General features: G+C 46.1%; 15 protein-coding genes. 6 read left to right on the top strand and 9 right to left on the bottom strand.

What is annotated here, in order from left to right:
* Positions 1-42 precede the first annotated feature (42 nt).
* The 4 genes from soxR (at position 43) to QNM19_RS00220 (ending at position 4422) form a co-directional block, all read left to right on the top strand.
* Positions 43-570 (top strand): redox-sensitive transcriptional activator SoxR, encoded by a 528-nt coding sequence (gene soxR / locus QNM19_RS00235; protein WP_156202226.1) that lies wholly within the window; start codon positions 43-45, stop codon positions 568-570.
* A complete protein-coding gene (locus QNM19_RS00230; protein ID WP_049863994.1) occupies positions 567-2354 on the top strand; it encodes a DUF885 domain-containing protein in 1788 nt (595 codons plus the stop codon). The genes soxR and QNM19_RS00230 overlap by 4 nt, the downstream gene beginning before the upstream one ends.
* A 172-nt stretch (positions 2355-2526) precedes the next feature.
* The gene (locus QNM19_RS00225) at positions 2527-3501 is read left to right on the top strand and encodes a hypothetical protein (RefSeq protein ID WP_156202227.1); all 975 of its coding nucleotides are present in this window, start codon (positions 2527-2529) and stop codon (positions 3499-3501) included.
* A gap of 459 nt (positions 3502-3960) precedes the next feature.
* Complete coding sequence (locus QNM19_RS00220; protein WP_049863996.1) at positions 3961-4422, top strand: GyrI-like domain-containing protein; 462 nt, start codon at positions 3961-3963, stop codon at positions 4420-4422.
* Here the strand turns inward: QNM19_RS00220 and QNM19_RS00215 are convergent.
* A complete protein-coding gene (locus tag QNM19_RS00215; RefSeq protein WP_049863997.1) occupies positions 4419-5912 on the bottom strand; it encodes a DUF3612 domain-containing protein in 1494 nt (497 codons plus the stop codon). The two genes, QNM19_RS00220 and QNM19_RS00215, sit on opposite strands and share 4 nt — an antisense overlap.
* A 309-nt stretch (positions 5913-6221) precedes the next feature.
* On the opposite strand from QNM19_RS00215, the gene QNM19_RS00210 reads away from it, so the two are divergent.
* Together QNM19_RS00210 and QNM19_RS00205 are read left to right on the top strand one after the other, a co-directional pair.
* Positions 6222-6713 carry an aldolase/citrate lyase/malate synthase family protein gene (locus tag QNM19_RS00210; protein ID WP_010380653.1) on the top strand — a complete coding sequence of 164 codons (492 nt, stop codon included), beginning with the start codon at positions 6222-6224 and terminating at the stop codon, positions 6711-6713.
* 239 nt (positions 6714-6952) lie between these two features.
* Positions 6953-9088, top strand: a complete 2136-nt coding sequence (locus QNM19_RS00205; RefSeq protein ID WP_197094264.1) for a cation:dicarboxylate symporter family transporter — start codon at positions 6953-6955, stop codon at positions 9086-9088.
* 67 nt (positions 9089-9155) lie between these two features.
* On the opposite strand, the gene QNM19_RS00200 is transcribed toward QNM19_RS00205, so the two are convergent.
* From QNM19_RS00200 to bfr, 8 genes are all read right to left on the bottom strand, one after another.
* On the bottom strand, positions 9156-9536 hold the full coding sequence (locus QNM19_RS00200) for a DUF1294 domain-containing protein (RefSeq protein WP_049863999.1): 381 nt from the start codon (positions 9534-9536) through the stop codon (positions 9156-9158).
* 90 nt (positions 9537-9626) lie between these two features.
* Entirely contained in the window at positions 9627-11795 is a 2169-nt protein-coding gene (locus QNM19_RS00195; protein ID WP_049864000.1) for an exonuclease domain-containing protein, read from the bottom strand.
* 78 nt (positions 11796-11873) lie between these two features.
* On the bottom strand, positions 11874-12566 hold the full coding sequence (locus tag QNM19_RS00190) for a hypothetical protein (RefSeq protein WP_284026144.1): 693 nt from the start codon (positions 12564-12566) through the stop codon (positions 11874-11876).
* A 151-nt stretch (positions 12567-12717) separates the two neighbouring features.
* The gene (locus tag QNM19_RS00185) at positions 12718-16041 is read right to left on the bottom strand and encodes a response regulator (RefSeq protein ID WP_284026143.1); all 3324 of its coding nucleotides are present in this window, start codon (positions 16039-16041) and stop codon (positions 12718-12720) included.
* A complete protein-coding gene (locus QNM19_RS00180; protein ID WP_284026142.1) occupies positions 16038-17252 on the bottom strand; it encodes an ABC transporter substrate-binding protein in 1215 nt (404 codons plus the stop codon). The genes QNM19_RS00185 and QNM19_RS00180 overlap by 4 nt, the downstream gene beginning before the upstream one ends.
* Positions 17253-17335: 83 nt before the next feature.
* On the bottom strand, positions 17336-18592 hold the full coding sequence (locus QNM19_RS00175; RefSeq protein WP_049864004.1) for an adenylate/guanylate cyclase domain-containing protein: 1257 nt from the start codon (positions 18590-18592) through the stop codon (positions 17336-17338).
* Between the two features lie 42 nt (positions 18593-18634).
* Positions 18635-19471, bottom strand: coding sequence for an ATP-grasp domain-containing protein (locus QNM19_RS00170; protein WP_049864005.1), 837 nt, complete (start codon positions 19469-19471; stop codon positions 18635-18637).
* A gap of 151 nt (positions 19472-19622) precedes the next feature.
* Positions 19623-20108 carry a bacterioferritin gene (gene bfr, locus QNM19_RS00165; protein WP_010380639.1) on the bottom strand — a complete coding sequence of 162 codons (486 nt, stop codon included), beginning with the start codon at positions 20106-20108 and terminating at the stop codon, positions 19623-19625.
* Between the last annotated feature and the right edge of the window lie 3 nt (positions 20109-20111).

Below are 20111 nucleotides of genomic sequence, written 5' to 3'. Positions count from 1 at the left end.
GCTAGTCTAAAACCTCAACCAATATTGAGGTAAAGCATTCAGATGAGCGTAATAAACACATCGGAACGAGATGAGCCCAGGCTCAGCGTCGGGCAAGTCGCTAAGCGTGCAGATGTTGCAGTCTCTGCACTTCATTTTTACGAAAACAAAGGATTGATCCGAAGTTGGCGTAACAACGGTAATCAAAGGCGTTACAAAAAAGATGTGTTGCGACGTATCGCCATTATCAAAGCGGGTCAGAAAATGGGCATCACACTGGCTGAAATCAAACAAACCTTGATGTCTTTGCCACACAGCGACACACCCAGTAAAGATGACTGGACCAAAATGTCCAGCATTTGGCGCACCCAGCTTGATGAAAAAATTGCCTACATGCAGCGGGTTCGCAACATGATTGATGGCTGTATTGGCTGTGGCTGCTTATCTATGAGCCGCTGCCCAATGTATAACCCGGACGATATGGTTGCCCAGGCGGGAAATGGGGCAGTACTCATAGACAACCCTGAACAGGCAAAAAACGCGAAATCTTGTTATGATATGAAAAATCACAATAAAGGAACAAGCGAATGAAAAAAACGGCGCTCAGCCTTTCTCTGGCAGCCATTTTTGCACTGACTGGTTGTGCTCAGACAACGACACAAACAGATGCCCAGCAAGCCAGATCAGTAGCCAATCAACAAACCAATGAAGCAGCATTCAAAGCGTTCTCAGATCAGTTTATTGAGCAATACTGGCAACAGTATCCCGAACAATCTATGTACTATGGCTACGGTAAATATGATGATGTTATCACCATCCCGGATGCTGCGAGTCGTACAGCCAGCCTGGCCTTTATAGATACGCAGCTGACAAAACTGCATGCTTTTGACTTAACAAGCCTCAGTGCTAGTCTGAAAATTGACTATCACCTGATAGAAAACAGACTCAAAAGTACCCGATGGGAAATCGAAAAGTTCAAAAGCTGGCAATGGAACCCCAGTCGCTACAATGTCTCGTACGGCTTCGCGACCATTCTGAACAGCCGCTTTAAGTCTGAAGATGAAAAACTTCGCCTGGTCTTTGATCGACTCAATTATGTACCTGCGTACTATCGCGCTGCACAGGCCAATATTAGCGACCCTACTTTGGAATATACCCAACTTGGGATCCAGCAAAATAATGGGGCATTTAGCGTTTTAACTGACGACTTATTGACTCGGGTCGATTCGCTGAGCACCTTTAGCGAAAAAGAAAAAGCAGAATTCAAACAACGCTTCGCCAATGCCAAAACAGCCATTCATGGCTACATAGATTTTCTGACTGCGGTTGAGAAAAAGATGCAATCTACCGGCGAAGCCCGAAGCTTCCGGATCGGTGAAGAACTCTACGAAGAGAAGTTTGCGTTTGATATTCAGTCGGGTTACACGGCAAAGCAAATGTACCAAAAGGCACTTGCGGACAAAGCCCGCGTTACAGCACAAATGATCAAGTTAACCGATCAACTTTGGCCCAAGTATTTTCCTAATACAACACGCCCTGAAAATGACCCCGAAGCCATCGCCACCCTCATCAAACACCTGTCTCAGCGCCATGTCGAGAAATCTCAGTTTGTTGACGAAATCAAACGCCAGATCCCCGAACTGGAAAACTTTGTGATGGAAAAAGACTTACTGACATTAGATCCTGAGAAACCGCTGGTTGTGCGCCAGACACCAGATTATATGCGTGGCTTTGCGCTGGCGTCGATTTCGGCACCGGGACCTTACGAGAAAAAAGAGAACACTTACTATAACGTTGAACCACTGGATGGACTGACGGATGAGCAGGCAGGTTCAATGCTACGTGAATACAATCACTGGATTTTACAAATTCTGAATATTCATGAAGCAGTTCCAGGTCACTACACCCAGCTGGTTTACTCTAATACCTCTCCATCCCTGGTGAAAAGCATTTTTGGTAATGGTGCTATGGTTGAAGGCTGGGCTGTGTATACAGAACGCATGATGCTGGAAGAAGGATACGGCAATTTCGAGCCTGAAATGTGGCTAATGTATTACAAGTGGAACCTGCGTGTTATCTGCAACACTATCCTGGATTATGGCATTCAGGTTAAAGGGTTCAGCAAAGAACAAGGTCTGGATCTGTTAATGAACGGGGCGTTTCAGGAGCGAGCTGAAGCCGAAGGAAAGTGGCGCCGGGCAACGCTCAGTCAGGTTCAGCTTACCAGTTATTACAGCGGATTCCGCGAAATTTACGATCTGCGCGAAGAACAAAAGAAACAATTGGGCCAGGATTTTGACCTCAAAGCCTTCCATGAAGAGTTTCTCAGCTACGGCAGTGCGCCAGTTAAGTTCATACGTCAACTGATGAACTAAACCCTGATGCCGGGTCGAAAGATCCGGCATAAATCATTGATTTAATAAATAACATTTCCTGACTATTAGTCTTCAGCTCGGGGCTGCCAAATAAATTAGTCAAAATAATTGACCAACCACATCGCTGGCGCTACATTTTATTTTCATTAAAACAACATGTAAGGCCACAGGAATGACCCCAGTAAATACACTTACCCGAACTTTGCTCCCGCTATTTCTCAGTGCATGTACCATTACCGCGCATCCAATCATCGCCGAAAATATCCCAGAACTGTCACTCAATGGCACCGACCATACCGTCACCGTAAACTGTGGACATGATCAGCTGGCACTCAGGCGTATGCTCGACTACCTTCATGCCCTGTCATTTGACATGACAATCGAATTTTCGGGCCAGTGCATGGGACCAATTATTATCGAACGTGATGGGATAACACTGGCGGGCCTGGATCAACAAGCAGCGTCGGTCAAGCTCAGCGACAGCGATGAACAGCAAAGTGCAATACGCGTCAAATCAGCAGTATCCACACTTAAGAACTTTGCAATAGACACACCAAAAAACGCGCTGTCATTGCACGTTGACGCCAATGCAACCGTCGCTATAGATGGGCTTACAACAGCGCATGTTTTTGACCCAAAAGCTCCTTTTTACCCCTTTCTTGCGGATGAAAACAGTACGATCCATGTGAAGAACCACAGAGGGTTACAGTTAAAAGTATCCGGCAGTTCAGCTGCAAACCTTATAGAAGGCAATCGTCAGGTGGCATTGAATGTCACCGATACCTCCATGGCCCGTTCAACCAGCAGTAATCAATTTGATGATGTTGAAGTGTCTGGTAACGGCTATTTTCTGGGTGACAACCAATCGAGCATTAAACTGCTTAAAATCTGGAGCAAAGGCGTGGCTGAAGTAAACAACCAAAGCTCGGTTAATGAAATCATGATGGGTGGTCAAACTCTGTTCGCAGCATATAGACAGTCGAACATCACAGGACCCTACAGACTATGGGGTAATGTGGTGTTCGAGCTGGAGCACTCCTCAGCGACTGGGTGGCAGCCCGTTGACAAACCAAACTCCATCATCTCGGGTCACAATGCAACAGTGAACGGTGTTTTTTATCCGGATTGGGATTGGCATGGTCAATAGTATTGAGTGACAAAATTATCACTATGGGGACCCTTGCGGTCCCTGGTCAAATTATCATTATGGATATTTTATTTCCCAGTTGCTTGCCTAAAACCCACACTATGGTACTATTCGACCGCCTTATTAATAGTCTAAGTGACTATTAAATATACATATAATACTAATCTATCTGAATGCGCGACCAATATCAGGGGTTAAATCTGTTGCTCACTGTGTAAAAGCGTCCCAGTTTTAACTTGTCTTACAAGCCTGGATTCGCCACATTTTTACCCGGTTGTCACAAAGAGTGCCTTGGCTAAAATTGGTTATTTCATTACGTGGATTGGTTTAAATTGCACTCTCCGCCTCTCTTGGGAAAGGCTAATAGTCATGCTAAATGGGTGACTGTGTCAGAAGACAAGGACAGATATTCGGAGTAAAGCAATTTTCGCGACATACGACGAGTAACCAGGGAATCTAATGGAAGTTAAAACGTTCACTTCACGCCAATTAGTGGGGATAAGTACCCGCACCAATAATCACCATGAACAGACCGAAGGAGAAGGTCAAATAGCCCAGCTTTGGCAAACATTTAGCCAACAATACGCCCCTTTATTACCAGAAGGCAGCACACTCTATGGCATCTATTCAGGCTACGAGTCAGATCATCATGGAGACTTCGACGCTATGGCTGCCTGCGATGCCTCTTTATTGACGGCACAGGCTGATACAGATAAAACACTACAAGTCCAGCAGCTAGATGGCGGACGATACCTGAGTTTTGCGGCCCAGGGCGAAATGCCACAAACAGTTATTCGCCTGTGGGAGCTTGTCTGGCGCTACTTCGAGCAAAGTGACTGCCCATATCAACGCGCCTACCATCAGGATATAGAAATCTATCACCAAAGTGATGAAGTAGAGATTGCTATCTCTATCCGTTAGTCATAGCAACCAGGTTGTCGGGGGCAAGCTTTACCACGTGTACAAATCACGCGTACATCATTCGCAATCCCCCGCTCTATCCAATTGATATTTAAGATTTTAGCCACACTTTGCAATTGCTTTTTCAAATGCCAGGGTACCACACTCGCACCGCCCTGCTTAATACACAGTGCCTGTAGCTCTTGTACCACTTCATTCGCATCCAGCCCCTGTGCTGCGATCGCCGGATTTAAGTCTATTCCGGCACAAAGTACATGGGGATTATCCGCCACGTCATTCACTTTGATAGACTCACAGCAATAAAGCCGGGGTTGATTATTCACATTGAGCACAGACAGTTGCGCGCTGGCTTGCATGGCCTGCTCCTGAAATTTACGAAACACAGCCCAGTGCTGGCATGGATCTGCAACACTACGCATATTTCCCCAGGGCAAGGGGATGCCATTGCCGCGATATACCGCTTTGAGTTTGCCAGGCAAATAGGCGTCAAAGTAATGCCAATGTGGGTAAGGCGAAGCAACGGTCATCCTGCGCATGGCCACCGAGGGAGAGATCCCCAGCGCCTGATGTATGTGCGTTTCATAGCCATATGAATCTAACAATTGTCGATAAGCCACTTTAGGGCACAGCAATGCACCGGCAAAAAAGCTGGACTCAAAATCATGCCATGCAGAGAGGATGTCCTGCGCATTTGGCGCAGACTCATCCGCATTGGTCCCGCCACTCACTCCTCCAGAGCCGAGCACACATTGCAGTCCATCTCTGTTGTGTAACACCGCATGACCCAGATGCACAGCCAAATCGTATTTAAGTCTGGGCTGATTTTGCAACAACATACGATTGACATGCACCTCATTCGGCGGGGCAAAATAAGAGGTAATAACACGCTGAAACATATGCCCACTTTCATCGATAACTTCTCCCGGCGCTTCATCAAACCAATGCACCACAAGACCTTGTGCTTTGAGCATGCTCAGCAGAGTATCCACATTCAAATAGAGATCTTTACCGCCAACCTCTTCTGCGGCACGTTCAAGATCGGGAAAGTGATTCTGGTGATGTTCCTGATGAGCGCGGATCAGCAGATGAGCAAACTGACGCCCGCTGATCCCGGTCTGAGACAACATTTCCGGGATGGCTATTTGTAAAATTTCATTATCAAATAAAAAGTTTGGCTCCAATGCCATGCCACTGATCCCACCATGGCGACCTTTTTGTGGCGTGATTTCATTTACTTCAGGCTCATTATCCAAAAACCACTCTACTGGCTTTTGAAACACCTCAGCCAGATTCTCAAGCATGTCGCTGCTGGGCGTGCGTTTACCTCGCTCAATCATAGACAGATAGGATACCGATGGTGCCGATTGTGGATCAAAGCGAATACATCGGGCAGATAAATCCTCAAGTGTTAAGTGATTTCGCTTGCGTAAATTACGAATTTTGGTGCCCAGAAAGTGTGACTTTCTCATGAGTTCTGAATTTTTTTTCACCGCTTCATTCCTGTTTACGTCTGTAGGGTGCCTGAACGCTTATGCCTCACTACTATGCCACAGCACATGGTCAGACCAGTTTTTGTAAAATTTACACTGTAAAATTCTTTTTGTGAAATTTATCGATTTTTTTTCATACACTGAATTTGTCAACAGAAGCTTCTGCGCCCCACCGGGACTAAGCAGGTAATTAATAATAGTAGCGATATTTTGCCTTGTGACGACAACAGGTGATTCGACCAACAACTAAGTCATCACCGCACACAGGCAAGCTTATATCGGGTAACATTGGTAACTGGGAATACACACATGAAAGCACAAATTCAGCAAACAGAATTAGAAAACACCAGCACAGAATGTCAAAAGCTGACCGTCGCAAAGCAGTATCTGGATCAGCATTGTCCTTTAGAATTCGGCTCTCATAAAGAAGTAAGCTCTTACGTCGTTTACTACAACCATTTAATGGTATTCTTTGCCGACGGCCAACATTGTGGTCTCAAAAACTCCAAGCAATTCGTTGCTTTATGTGGTCACCGTGAATCTCCCAGTGCGCTATTATTGAAAAAAGCGGACGGCATGCACATCGAACTGAGCTTTGACACAGGCTGTGAGCCTCGCCATCATGACCGCGCCCACCTGAACGATGTTCAGTACGAAACACCACTCAGTGCCGTAACCGGAGAAGGTGAAGCAGGCAGTCGAATGTGGATGAGTTTTGTGTCCGGCGTGCAATATACCTTAGTGACACAACAAGACCGTAAATGCTATCGCGCCAAAAATGGCGAGGATTATCAGCTGTAACCCAGTGAGGTTAGATTTTCCGCCAGATCGGACGTAAGTAAGGTGCTCGTAATCATGCGAGCACATGACCTGTAGCCTTCGTTAATCCTGCCTAAAGCGTAGCGCTCATTACAAAAACCTCAGATGTCAGCAAAGCATTCAGATTAATTTCAGCTAACCTCAATATAATCTCGCTCTTTTTTATTGCGCACATGGGGATTATGAAACTCGTTATCGATTGGTTAAGAAGCATTAACTGGATGCTCTGGGCATTGTTATTAGGTATAGTGTGTGGCCTTATTTTTGGTGAACGGGTGGCATTTTTAAAGCCACTCGGCGAAGGGTTTGTCAAACTCATGCAGATCACCATATTCCCTTATATCGTCGTCAGTCTGGTAGTGGGCCTGGGCAAATTTAACCCGGACCAGGTAAAGTCTATTTTAATTAAAGCAACCACAGTCATGATCAGCCTTTGGCTGGTTGGTCTGGCTGCTATCTGGGCATTTTCACTTACCTTACCCAGCCATGATGCGGGCACTTTTTTCTCTCCAGCACTGGTCGCCAGTGCCCCCGACGTTGACTTTGTCAGCCAGTACATTCCCGCCAACCCCTTTGCTTCTATGGCTGAAGGCAATGTGCCTGCACTGGTCATATTCTGTATTGCGCTGGGGCTGTCATTAATTTCCAACGGGAAAAAGAACAATCTGCTGGATGTTTTAGAAGTTGTTGGCCAGGGGTTGTCCTTGATTTCGAAGAAAATCATTAAACTCTTTCCTATCGGGATCTTTGCGATGACCGCCAGCACTGCGGGCACCATCAGCATGGAAGAGCTGAACAACTTACAGATTTATCTGGTTCTGGTCACCTGCCTGGGTGTTTATCTGATGTTTGCCTTGCTGCCTATGCTAGTCGCGGCGTTAACCCCGGTAAAATATCGCGACCTCATTATGGTGATGCGCAATGCCTGGATCACCGCATTCAGTACGGGCAATGTCTTTATAGTCCTCCCAGTGATCACTGAAGGGATAAAAACGCACCTAGCAAAGATAAAACGCAGTGATGAAGAGTCAGACCACATTGCAGAGGTGCTGGTGCCCATCGCCTATACTTTTCCGAGTCTAGGCAAACTGACGACATTGATGTTTGTTACCTTTGCAGCCTGGCTTACCGGCAGCCCGGTTACCCTGGAACAGATCCCCAACGTCACGCTGTCTGCCATGCTGAGCTATTTTGCAAACGTACATATCGCGATCCCTTACCTACTGGACAGCCTGAAAATTCCGGCAGACAGTTATCAGCTTTATTTGTCGATGTCAGTGCTGACAGCTAAAATAGTGTCGCCAACAACTGTGATTTACATTTTTTCGTTTGTACTACTGAGCATCTTTTATACTAAGCGTCAGCTACATTTGAAGCGGATACGCTCCCTGTATTACCTGACTTTGCTCAGCGCCCTGCTACCCGCTTTTATGCTGCTGAGCTTCACGGCCAATAACCACCTGGCCCGTGATACTCAGGCAGCGGATGAAATCATTGCTAATATGGTGGTCTCTGATCGGGTTCCCGCCGAAGTACTCAATCATGTGCCTAAAGCCTACCAAAGCGGCGAGCTGTCTTTAACGAACATAGAGGTGATCAAGAAACGGAATTTATTGAGAGTGGGTTACCTGGTCGATAACGTTCCATTCAGTTACTTCAATCAAAAAGGTGAACTAGTCGGATTTGATATCAGTCTGGCACACAAACTGGCGGCTGATCTGAATGTCAAAGTTGAGTTTATTCCCTTTAAAAAAGTCCAGCTTGCTGAATATCTGAACAAAGGCTTCTTTGACATTGCTATGTCGGGGCTGGAAATCAACGTGGCGGATCTCAGCCAGATCAGGTTTAGTGATCCCGTCCTGGAATTACAGTTAGCCTTAATAGCCAAGGACCATCGGCTTAAACAGCTAGCAACCCGGGAGCAAGTGATAAACTATAATGAACTGCGCCTTGCACACGTTGAGTACACCCCGTTAATGGAGGACCTGGCAAAAAAATATCCGCACATTCAGGTATCCGCATTATCTAATCACCAGGCCTTCTTCGAGTCTGACGGACAGTTCGATGCCATGGTGATCAGCGCAGAGGCTGGATTTGCCTGGAGCATGTTCTACCCCGAATTTGGTGTGGTTGTGCCTAAAGGCGCGCAGCTAAAATACCCAGTGGGCTTTGCTGTTGCGAAGCGCAATCTGGATATTCTGAGTTATGTTGATGCCTGGCTGACCATACAGAAAAGCCAGGGACAAATAGACAAAAGCTATGACTACTGGATCCTAGGAAAAGGCACCCAAAACAAACAGCATCGCTGGTCTTTAATGGACGAGCTGGACTACGACTTTGACTTGAAACTCAATTGATCAACTGGTGACAGGCCTTTGCCTGTCACTCTCCTGACATCAGACAGATTCAATTCAGCGCTTGTCATTACATCAAATAGCTGATCAGCACATATACAAAAGCAATCACCTGAAGCAGTTGCAGGGTCAATAACTTTAATAAAAACGAGAGCTTAATGGTTTTATGCCTTAAAACCGACATGATCTGCAAGGTCGCCAAGTGTAAGGAGCTGGCAGACACGATTAAAAGCAAACGCTCCGAGATTCGCTCTGCGCCTTTTTTAGACAGCGCTTTGTCTCTTCCATACACCCCAAATACGATAGCACTGGAGAGCAGCAGATATACAGGGACAGACCAGGCAGGTAAGGACAGCGCAATCACATTGGGCGTAATGGCGAATACCATTAGTATTGCCGACACCCCCCAGGATACCTGCAACAAAGAATACACAAAATACTTTTTATACATGCTAACGACAGCTCACTCAGAACATGGCGAGAAATTTACACGAAACACCTTAAACAAACATCCCCTGCACGCCTTTTGTTATGAAGACTGCTATTGTTGAGCAAGCCGTTGAGCGTTAATCATAATAAATAATTCTGCCGTTGCCTGCGCATCAGCCATGGCTCTGTGATGTTGAGTCAGCGAAATCCCCAGTTCAGCACAGACTTTGTTTAATGCGTATGATTTCAGCCCCGGCAACCACTTTCTGGCCTGTTGAACGGTGCACAACTTCGGCTTTTGAAAGGATTGTTCAAGACGGGCAAATTCCGCTTTAACAAAGCCCATATCAAAATTCACATTGTGCGCCACAAATATCGCATCCTGCATAAAGTTCTCTACCTGCTTAGCAACGTCAGAAAAATAGGGCGCATTTGCGACCATCTCGTTACTAATACCCGTTAACTCAGTGATGTATTTAGGGATCCGACGTGTTGGATTAACCAGACTCTGCCATTGATCAACGACCTGACCATCAATTACCTTCACCATGGCAATTTCAGTAATACGATCAAACTCTTTCTTACCTCCAGTGGTTTCAACGTCGATCACGACATAAGCCTGTTGTGGTGCAATCTGCCAGCAAACTTGCTGAATATCCACCTTAAACCCGGACTCCATGAGCCGCCTTATTGTCACCAGCTGATTTCGTCTGAGGCTATCTCCGGGTGCTTTGATCTCAATAAATGAGACATCATCGCCATTAATACAGATCAGATCCGGATAACCATCCCTGAGCATTTTAAAATCTTGACACATTGCACGCAGATGCGCTTTGAGTGCAGTGACAGGAATAATCCGGGCCACCATCAACAAGAGGTCCAGTGTTGAGCGATGCCAAAAGACCAACCTGTTCGGCTTGCCAAAGTGCGCAGTGGCCTGACGCAGCAGCCAATCAAATAAACTCTGGTTATCCAGGATTGCGCCGAGGATCTGCTCAATCTCCTCGCTATGTACCTCATAAAACTGATTATATTTCAAACTTATCGGCGTTAAATCAAATTCATTACTCGCAGCACTGGCTGTGGATTCATAAAGCACAGGCCAGAAGGCTAAAACAAATAACATGCGCCAGAACTGATTTTCACCATGATAAGCACTGCAGCCCTGACGGTGATACCAGGCAATTGCCCCTTGTTCAGGAAACCCGACATAGGCCTCATCGAGTGCGATAGGTAGGCCACTTTGGCGCAGCATATCTGTTAATACAGAGGTACGCTTGGTAGTAAACTTCAGCGCCGAGAAATCTTCGGCAAACAACAGCAACTCTTCATTTTGAGGGCAGGACAACACCGCCTCCAGCTGAGTCCGGCAAGCATCATGTTCCCCGGCGGCATATAAGGCACGAATATACTTTTCTTGTGACTTTGGATGATTACTGAGCGCAAGCATGGTCATTGCAAGCTCAGGTTTATCTGGCTCCAGCTGGCAAGCCAGCTTGTGTGTCAGATCATCTCGCCTGGCATGGGCCAATGGCCCCTCAGCAGCTGGCACCCGCGCTTGACAGATCTGCTCAGCCAACAGCGCTTTATCCTCTAGGTTTAGATTATTTAAATGTTTACATTGGCTTAAATAAAAATAGGCACTTTGTGCCTCAGCCAGTTCAGAGAAATGTGCATTACCTGTCGATATGCCTTCACGTGTTTGCATAACACCCAGATCACGTAATGAAAACTGCTGTAAAGTGCCTCCGAGTTTGCCAAAAAACAGGAACAACCAGTATTCAAACTCCGCTTTGATTGGTGCACACATGTGCGATTCAAACACCGATGTGCCAGTCAGGGCAACGTTTGCACTCAGTGTCTGGACAAATTCAACCCACAGCGCTTTTTTTGCAGATTTAGTCGGCGCCGTACCCGATATTTTTCCTGATGATGTCAGCTCAGCAACAATGCTCTGCAACTGCTCTTTAGTCAGTTCATCTAGTAGTACACCGGTATCGGCCGCTTGCGCTGTAATAATCAATCCCTTACTCTGCAATTCTCTCAGCGCCGCATCAATATCCTTAATTTCTGCGTAGTTCAGCTGCGCTCGGGTTACAAATACCCGCTTGCGATTAATAATACGCAGCAGCAAACACAGGCAATTCTCATCAAGGGCGTGTAGTTCTGCAAACAGCGCCTGCTGCAATGAAGTTAACAAGTGAAGACTGGTTTTTGAAATAAATTCCTGCAATTCATAGAAATGAGTGAGGTAATACTTTTCTGGTAACGCTTTTAACATAAATTCCCTACCCCAAATAACCTCGGCGCGATTCCATTTATATGCAGAGGAAAGTGGCGCTTCAAAATTAAGTAATCATCAAAAGAGTTCGTTAAAAACGTCCTCAAATTGTTCTCCATTATTCAATCTTTCTAAGCCACTGTACATAGTCTTTGGGTTCATCGGTTTAACGGCCATAAGCGATGCCTGATAGTACTCAACCTTGGTATTTGGGAAGTCACTCAGATAAAACACCGACTTAATCTCATCAACTTCATCATGTTTCAGGTCGATGTTTTCCAATAAAAACGGAGAACGAAAATCCACCTGGATCCCTGTCCCTTCAATAAACCAGGCAGGTAATTGAGTGAGCTCAACAAACAGGTTTGTTCGGTGTCTGACTTCAGCATGGACAAGCTCATGGGCGACAACATCTGCATTGAGCCCCTTGGGACCCAGAAAGATGCACTCTCTAAAAAAGCCAGTACTTTGCATGCCTGTCGGGTTAAACCCAAATTTTGCATATTTGGTTTCTGCGGTCGCGATTATTCTGGGGTCAGAAGTAGGTGTGCCATACACATTGGACACTCTTTGTACAGCATTCTGGATAGCATGAGCCAGGTTAACTTGTTGCTGGCTATCGATGCTTTGATCAATATATAAATTGGATGATACTTCGTTGAAATGGGAAATGCCTATGAGTTCACAAGCAATCGACTCTTTCTTAAAAAACCCACAGGCGGCAACAAACAATGAGATTAAAACAACAGCGACTAACTTAACTATGTTCACTTATTTTCTCACAACTGATTGCAATATCGTGACCAGAGTAGCCACTTAATTAAACTACCCAATGCTCCTAAGCCGTATACTATTGTGGTAACTTAACAAGAGTCAAATCACCATGCATGCTACATAAGTATATTGGCAGGAGGCCATTACATTATTCTTCTACAACGATATGTTCATAGTCGAGGTGCTTTTTCAGACAAGTCAGTAAAGCCTCTATTGATACAGGTTTACTTAAATAATCATTCATACCCGCTTCGAGACACTTCTTCTCATCACCCACCATCGCATTGGCGGTAAGCGCCACTATGGTAATGTCTGTGTTTGACTTACCCGCCTGCCCTTTGCGAATGGCTTTGGTGGCATGAAAGCCGTCCATTTCAGGCATCTGACAGTCCATCAAAACCAGCGAATACCCCTCTGAGTATTGGTATTCTCTTAGATTACGCAACGCCTCATTACCATCACTAACAACATCAACAGATTCAATGTCGAGCTTTTGCAACATGCTTACCGTCACAATTTGGTTAACCTGATTGTCTTCTGCTAACAAGATGCGTGGCTTTGGTGCCCATTTTACCGGTGTTGTATCCTGATGCGGATCTTTCATGCTTTTTAGATAATGCGTTGTAACCAAAGGCTTGGCATTAGCGAGTGCCTCACCATCATCAGCAACCACTGACAGCGCATTAAACAGGTCTTCGGTTGTTGCTGGTTTAGGAAAATATCCAGAAAAGCCCAAATCAGCAAAAAAGGACGCATCTCCCTGATGACCTATCGACGTCATCATAATGAGTTTGATCCCCTGGAAGCGTTTATCTTCTTTCATGGTTTTGCCCAATTGCGCACCGTCCATATTGGGCATTTGCATATCCAGTAATGCAATATCAAACATTCGACGCTCACCATCATGATGGCGTTTTTCGCATTCGGCTAATGCGGCTATTCCTGAAGAGGACTCAAATACCTGGGCCCCCCAGTGCCTGAGCTGCTGACCTAAAACTGTGCGGTTGGTCTGGTTATCATCCACAACCAGTAACTCAAGCTGGGACATGTCCAGATCCGGAAGCACCTGTTTTGACTGAGCACTTTTCTCCAGCAGTACAGTAAAAGTAAAGGTGCTGCCTTCACCTTCAGTACTTTGAACCGAAACATCACCACCCATCAGCTGACACAGTTTTCTGACAATCGCCAGTCCGAGCCCCGTTCCACCGTACTTTCTCGTCGTGGACGAATCAACCTGAGAAAATGAATCGAACAAGGCCGCGCTTTTTGCTTTGGGGATACCTATGCCAGTATCCGTAATAGCGCACTCGAGGCGCAGCACATTATTATCCTGCTCAATCAGTTTCCCCTGAATGATGACTTCACCCTGCTCAGTAAATTTAATGGCATTACCGACCAGGTTAGCGAGGATCTGGCGGATCCGGCTCGGATCACCTTTGGCCATGCTTTCTTCAATATCTAACGTGTCCAGCACAAGCTCAAGCCCTTTACACTGGGCCTGAAACGCAGCAGCTTCGGCGAAGTCTTCAAACATACCTCGCAAATCAAAGTCCAGCATTTCCAGTTCAAGCTTACCCGCATCTACTTTAGAAAAATCGAGTATGTCGTTAATCAGGTTAAGCAGCGAATTGGCACTGCTCATAGCAAGTTTAACTCTGTGTGTTTGTTGTTCATCGAGCTCATTGCTGAGCAGTAAATTGAGCATACCCAGCACCCCATTCATTGGGGTACGGATCTCATGGCTCATAGAGGCAAGAAACTCACTTTTTGCCCGACTAGCCTGCTCAGCCTGACTTTTAGCCTCTGCAAGCGCCCTTTCCTGTGCAATTTCCTCAGATATATCCTGAATAATCCCTACGTAGGCCACCAACTCTCCCTGATCGTTGCTCACCGGAGCAATGTGCAAATTATTCCAAAATGGCTTACCCAGCTTAGTGTAATTAAGAATAACGGTGCGATGTGCTTTACGCTCTTTAATCGCCTCAACCATATTGGCGACCACTTCCGGCGCTGTTTCATCACCTTGCAAGAACTTGCAGTTAGTCCCCAGTACTTCCTCGCCATAACCGGTAATAGAGGTAAACGCGCTATTGATGAAGGTCAGTGGCAAACCCGGTACTTTGGCATCCGAAATAATAATGCCCACATCGCAAGACTCTATAGCATAAGCCAGCAGGTCATTGTGCTCTTTTGCCTGACTTAATGCTTCCTGATACATTTTTTGATCTGTGATGTCAGTCAAAGAGCCTGACATACGAATGGCTTTTCCTGAGTCATTTCTCAGTGCCAATCCCTTTGAGCGAAAATAACGGTAATCGTTCTGTTTAGTCCGCAAACGAAACTCCACATCAAAGCCGCCATTGCCATTCAAATGCTCCTGCAATGCAGAAAATGTGGTGCTTCTGTCTTTTGGGTGTAAATGCTGCTCTAGCACTTCAAAACGATCGGGAAAACCAGTGTGGTCAGACGCACTGTAACCTAATAACTCCCTGTAGCGCGGCGAATAAAAGACATCGCCACTTTCGATGTCCCAGTCCCAGATCCCATCGTGACTGCCTTCAATTGCTAATTTAAAGCGCTCTTCGCTTTTCTTAATCATTTGCTCTGACGTCTGAAGTCGCTTAAACGGATTAAGGAGTAACTGACGACCAAAAAAGAGTAACAACAGAAAAGACAGAGACAAACCAATAAAAATGGCCTGACCGAGCTCTACGATAAAATCAAAGACGCTGTCATCTATGGTTGACTGACTGATCATCAGACTGACATGAATGTCTGTACCCCGTATTTGTGCATTGTGCAGCTCAACGTATTCAGCGCCGGGCGCCGCATTACTGTAGCCAACCCATTGTCCGGACAACTCAACTGCCAGCGCCTGATTACTCAGATCCAACGCCAGAAGATTGGCCAAATCCGTATCAAACTCTGCAACCAGCACGCCCTCCGTGAAACCGTTATATTCAATAGGCACAGCAATAACAAAACTAAATAACTGCTCATTACGGTGCAAAATCACGGCGTGAGACAACCGGCCATCCAATAACTGCTCCAGCCATTCACGCTCTTCTTTCTCTGCGGTTAACACCTGACTACTACGATACACCGGCTCGCCAAGGACATTGTATAAAGAGATAGGCTCCTTTTTACCCAGGATACGATACTCAGCCAGAAAGTCAGACAAAGAAGCCCGAGAGATGTCTGACCCCATAACGCCATTGGCAAGGATAGGATATTGCGCCAGATCTTTAAGGAGTACCAGGCGGGTACGTAAAAACTGTCCCAGATTACTGACCCCTAACCGTGCTTCGGTCTGACGGACCTCAGTTTGCACCTGCCTAATGGCGGTATCAGCATGATTACTGAGCATAACCAGGCTTAAAGACACAGACAAAACCAGGCTACACAACAAAAATGCGTAGAATGCTTTGTCGGAGCTCATTTTAAATAGCGACTTCACGGCATTGTTATTCATTGATTGTTTAGCACCTTGATACTACCGTCAGCGTTATAGCTGGCCATACAGATATCATCGAGGCCCAATGCTTCATGCGCGTCAGGCTGTGTCTTAGTCCAGCGAGAAAAAGGCTGTTTGTACACTTTAACCAGACCCTGGACTGGCTTCTTCAAATTCTCCAGCGCATCACGCAACGCCGCCCTGTCTTTTTTGACATCACCACTTAAGGCAATTTTATCGAGCGCGCTAAGCATCACCCGGCCTAAATCATAGCCATGAATGAACCCGGCGGGTGACTGAATAAACTCATTATTGATCACTTTGTCGGGATATGAAGCCACTAACTGCTGCCAGACCTTAGCCGCAAACTTAGAGTGTGGTTTTTGCTGGAAAGAGAAACAGCTTTGCAAAAAATGTAAGTCGGTACCCGCGCGCAACTCGTCAGCGACCTGCGCAAAAAAGTTACCGCCTGTTATGCCCCAATGACTGATAATAGCCGGGCGCTGCGCCTGTGGTATTTGCGCAACGGCTTTAACTAACTGTTTGCCTTCCAGCGCGTTACCGACAAAAATCACACAGTCATGACCTGCTGCCACAATCTCTCGCAACATGATCTTGGTGGCATTCATTTTCATATTCCAGTTAAACCAGGTCACAGGCGCTTCCGGTTGCCCCAATGTGCGGGTTATGGTCTGATAATTTGACTTTCCCCAGGGCGTGCGCTCCAGCAACATATGTGACGAACGACATTGTTTTTGCTTAGCAAACTCTACCAGCCTCACTCCGGCTTTGGTGTCGTCAATCGACAATCTAAACACCCAGTTATTGGCGTGCGGGTAACGCGTTACCGACCCACCTGCTGCCCAGGGAACCAACAGCAAAATACCCTGCTGATTTATGAATTCACGATGCTTAATATAAGGAGGTGAATGTAAGCCACCAAGTACCAGTAATGCACTGTCATCTTGCAAAAAGCGCCGCATAGTCAATAAACTGCGGTTACTGTTGCCACGGTGGTCTTTTTCGAGCAACTGTAGTTTGAAGCCCTGAACCTCAAAATCGCGCTCCCTGAGCGCGCTATTAAAGCCCATCTTCATGGCCTCAGCCGACGCGCTATGGCTACTGTAGTCAGAGTCGTGATAAATACGCAGCACTGGCCGCTCAGCCGCGTTTACACACGTACTGACAGACAAGATGCAAAGTAGAATAGCTAACAGTATCCGTTCCATATAAATTAGCGCGTTAAGTGACTGATTATTTAAAGTTAGACTATTTCAAAAAGATTGCTTAGTGCAACACCTTATCAATCTTTTTAGTCGGGATAATGGTATACCTCTATCGGCTGACTGCGTCCACTGAGTTCCACCTTAGCAACCCGCTTGAGTTGCGTTAGCTGCGACTGTTTTACACTTTGCTCGCTGATAAGCAGTGGATGCTTCAGCTCTTTGGTTTTACTCTCAATGCGTGCAGCGACATTCACGGTATCGCCAATCACAGTGTAGTCCATACAACTGCTGCTCCCGACATTACCCGCTATGGCAACACCACTGTGTATACCAATGCCAATTTTAATGGCAGGCAGCCCTTCTGCAATAAACTCTTGGTTCAGCAGCGTCAGTGCCTCAAGCATTTCCCTGGCGGCCTCAATGGCATTTTTAGCATTGTTCTCTTCTTCCTGAGGTGTGCCGAACACGGCCATAATCGCGTCACCAATGAATTTATCTATCATGCCTCGATGGATAAAAATCACACTGCTCATCCGAGAAAAATAACGATTTAGCAGTTGCGTTACCACTTCCGGGTCATGCTGTTCGCACAGCCGAGTGAAGCCCCGAATATCGGCCATCAGTACTGTGACATTGCGCTTCTCTCCGCCAGGTTCGATGTCTATATCACCGCGCTCAACGGCTTTAACCAATTGCTCAGGCAGATAGCGCAGTAACCGCTCACGATGGCGTAATTTGGTATAAGTTCCGGTGATATAACTGGACAGAGACCAAGCAAGAAACCCGGAACAGATCATGATTACTTGTTCATGGATTTCAATCGCTCTGGCAGTGTGACTGTGCTCCAGCACCAAGGTTCCGGTAACGACACAGCACAAAGTAGAATAGTAGATAATCAACTTACCCTGACGAAACGCACTCATAATATTGAATAGTAACAGTACGCTCACCAGCATTAGTTCAAATTCCGTCTGGTGCAGGTCTTGCAAAAAATGCTTAAAAACGTCTAAAGACTCAACCTCGAGAGAAACGACGAGAATGATCGCGTAATCAAACAGAATAGACACATATTTTAACCAGGGTTTATATCCTTCAGAACTGGCCCAGCGCACTACCAAGGCACACCAGCAAACCACCACCGCAATGGTGGCTAAGTCGACTACCACCAACGTCGTGTCCCAGCCAATACTGTATAAACCGATCACCAGCTCTGTAACAAACAAAGCAATCAAGCCATAAAAGCGCAGCTTGTTCACATGGAGTTCCATCTCCATTTCGCGTCTTTGATAACAATCGGTCAGCAGCTTGTCAAAACTACTGTCTATGTCCTTTAACCATTTCATCAATCAGCTCGGCACGTTGACAGGATTACCAACAGTTTAGCCTTAAGCGTCGCGATTATTTAGCTTGAGCAGCATGTTTTTGTACATGCTGGCAACCGCCGAGGAACCAAGCTCTGGATTATCTATGATCAAGTGATTGAATCTAGGGGAGGAGTTCAGCTCAATCAGATAAAATTGGTCATCCTGACCGAGAATAATATCAAAGCCAACAAACCCGATATTTGCCAATTCAAACACCGGCTTAACAAACTCGAACAAAGCGGTGATCAAAGCCTCGTCTTGCTCAAGTGTGGCCACTTCATTCTTTTCCCAGTAACGCACATTAAATGTCTGCGCCATCCCTCTTTTATATGCCAGTAAAGGTTCGCCAAAACCACAAACCAGACGATATTCGGCCTTGTTCTCGACATACGCCTGCGCCAGGGCAAGGTAATCATAATGCTTTGACTGGCCATTAAATATCTCAGTAAAGGCGGCAATAAGTGATGTCTGATCGTGACACAAATGGACATTCACGCCCAGTGCACCACTGTTACTTTTCACCACCACCGGGTAACCAAACTGGCGCTCGACGGCCACAACAATCTCATCCATGGTTTGATATTGCAGATAGTGCTTGTACTCATCCGGTACATTTGGATCGAGAAATGAAAGTGTTTCAGGGATAGATACAGCTTGATTAAACGCCTGATATGAGTGCATTTTATCTCTGCATATACCGTAGATGGATTCGGAGTTAAACGGGGTTTTATTTAGTTCAAAGTACTCGACGCCATGGTTAAAGTACACCCGTACCAGGTTTTGTTCGTGGTCGATGCATTCATATCTCAACCCCAGCTGTTTACATGCCTCAATCAGGCAGGCGACCTGTCTCTCCAATTTACTTCTCCATTTCGGGGCACAATGCCACCTGTTGTCATGGCGGCAAGTATCCCTGCGAATACGTCGTTTGGCAAGCCCAAGGCTGAGTTTAAATCGGTATGAAAAAAGGAGGCAAAGCCTCCCTATAGATAGCGTTGTAGCCTTATACTCAGGTAGGATCCCCACCTGACATCTGGCTCTGAATATAATTAGGTAAGCCGATTAGTTTTATCAGGCCAATATGTTGTTCCAGCCAGTAAATATGATCCATTTCCGTGTCATCAAGCAGCGCTTCAAGCATCTCGCGAGATACATAGTCCTGCTCTTCTTCACATACCGCAATCACCTTTTTCAAGTGATCTTTAACGGTAATCTCTGCGGCCAGGTCGTTTTCCAGCATTTCCTGTACATTTTCACCGACTTTGATCGGTGCCCTTGAAGCGGTATCGGGTGTGCCTTCAAGGAATAAAATGCGTTCTGTAATGCGCTTTGCATGATCCAACTCTTCTTCGTATTCATGCGCCAGCTTATGGTGCAACCTCGACAGGCCCCAGTCTTCGTACATTTTAGAATGAGCCAGATACTGGTCCATTGACGATAATTCCAGGGTCAGCTGCTTATTGAGTAAATCAATTACTTTTTGAGAACCTTGCATGTC

Source organism: Pseudoalteromonas ardens (assembly GCF_030125445.1).
GTDB lineage: Bacteria > Pseudomonadota > Gammaproteobacteria > Enterobacterales > Alteromonadaceae > Pseudoalteromonas > Pseudoalteromonas ardens.
Note: the sequence above shows the minus strand (reverse complement) of the source record. Positions and strands in the feature narration are given on the sequence as shown.

What these genes read in the sequence shown, in the direction of transcription:
- soxR (WP_156202226.1), top strand. Translation starts at nt 43, where the DNA reads ATGAGCGTAATAAACACATCGGAACGAGATGAGCCCAGGCTCAGCGTC.
- QNM19_RS00230 (WP_049863994.1), top strand. Translation starts at nt 567, where the DNA reads ATGAAAAAAACGGCGCTCAGCCTTTCTCTGGCAGCCATTTTTGCACTG.
- QNM19_RS00225 (WP_156202227.1), top strand. Translation starts at nt 2,527, where the DNA reads ATGACCCCAGTAAATACACTTACCCGAACTTTGCTCCCGCTATTTCTC.
- QNM19_RS00220 (WP_049863996.1), top strand. Translation starts at nt 3,961, where the DNA reads ATGGAAGTTAAAACGTTCACTTCACGCCAATTAGTGGGGATAAGTACC.
- QNM19_RS00210 (WP_010380653.1), top strand. Translation starts at nt 6,222, where the DNA reads ATGAAAGCACAAATTCAGCAAACAGAATTAGAAAACACCAGCACAGAA.
- QNM19_RS00205 (WP_197094264.1), top strand. Translation starts at nt 6,953, where the DNA reads ATGCTCTGGGCATTGTTATTAGGTATAGTGTGTGGCCTTATTTTTGGT.
- QNM19_RS00200 (WP_049863999.1), bottom strand. Translation starts at nt 9,536, where the DNA reads ATGTATAAAAAGTATTTTGTGTATTCTTTGTTGCAGGTATCCTGGGGG.
- QNM19_RS00195 (WP_049864000.1), bottom strand. Translation starts at nt 11,795, where the DNA reads ATGTTAAAAGCGTTACCAGAAAAGTATTACCTCACTCATTTCTATGAA.
- QNM19_RS00185 (WP_284026143.1), bottom strand. Translation starts at nt 16,041, where the DNA reads ATGAATAACAATGCCGTGAAGTCGCTATTTAAAATGAGCTCCGACAAA.
- QNM19_RS00180 (WP_284026142.1), bottom strand. Translation starts at nt 17,252, where the DNA reads ATGGAACGGATACTGTTAGCTATTCTACTTTGCATCTTGTCTGTCAGT.
- QNM19_RS00175 (WP_049864004.1), bottom strand. Translation starts at nt 18,592, where the DNA reads ATGAAATGGTTAAAGGACATAGACAGTAGTTTTGACAAGCTGCTGACC.
- bfr (WP_010380639.1), bottom strand. Translation starts at nt 20,108, where the DNA reads ATGCAAGGTTCTCAAAAAGTAATTGATTTACTCAATAAGCAGCTGACC.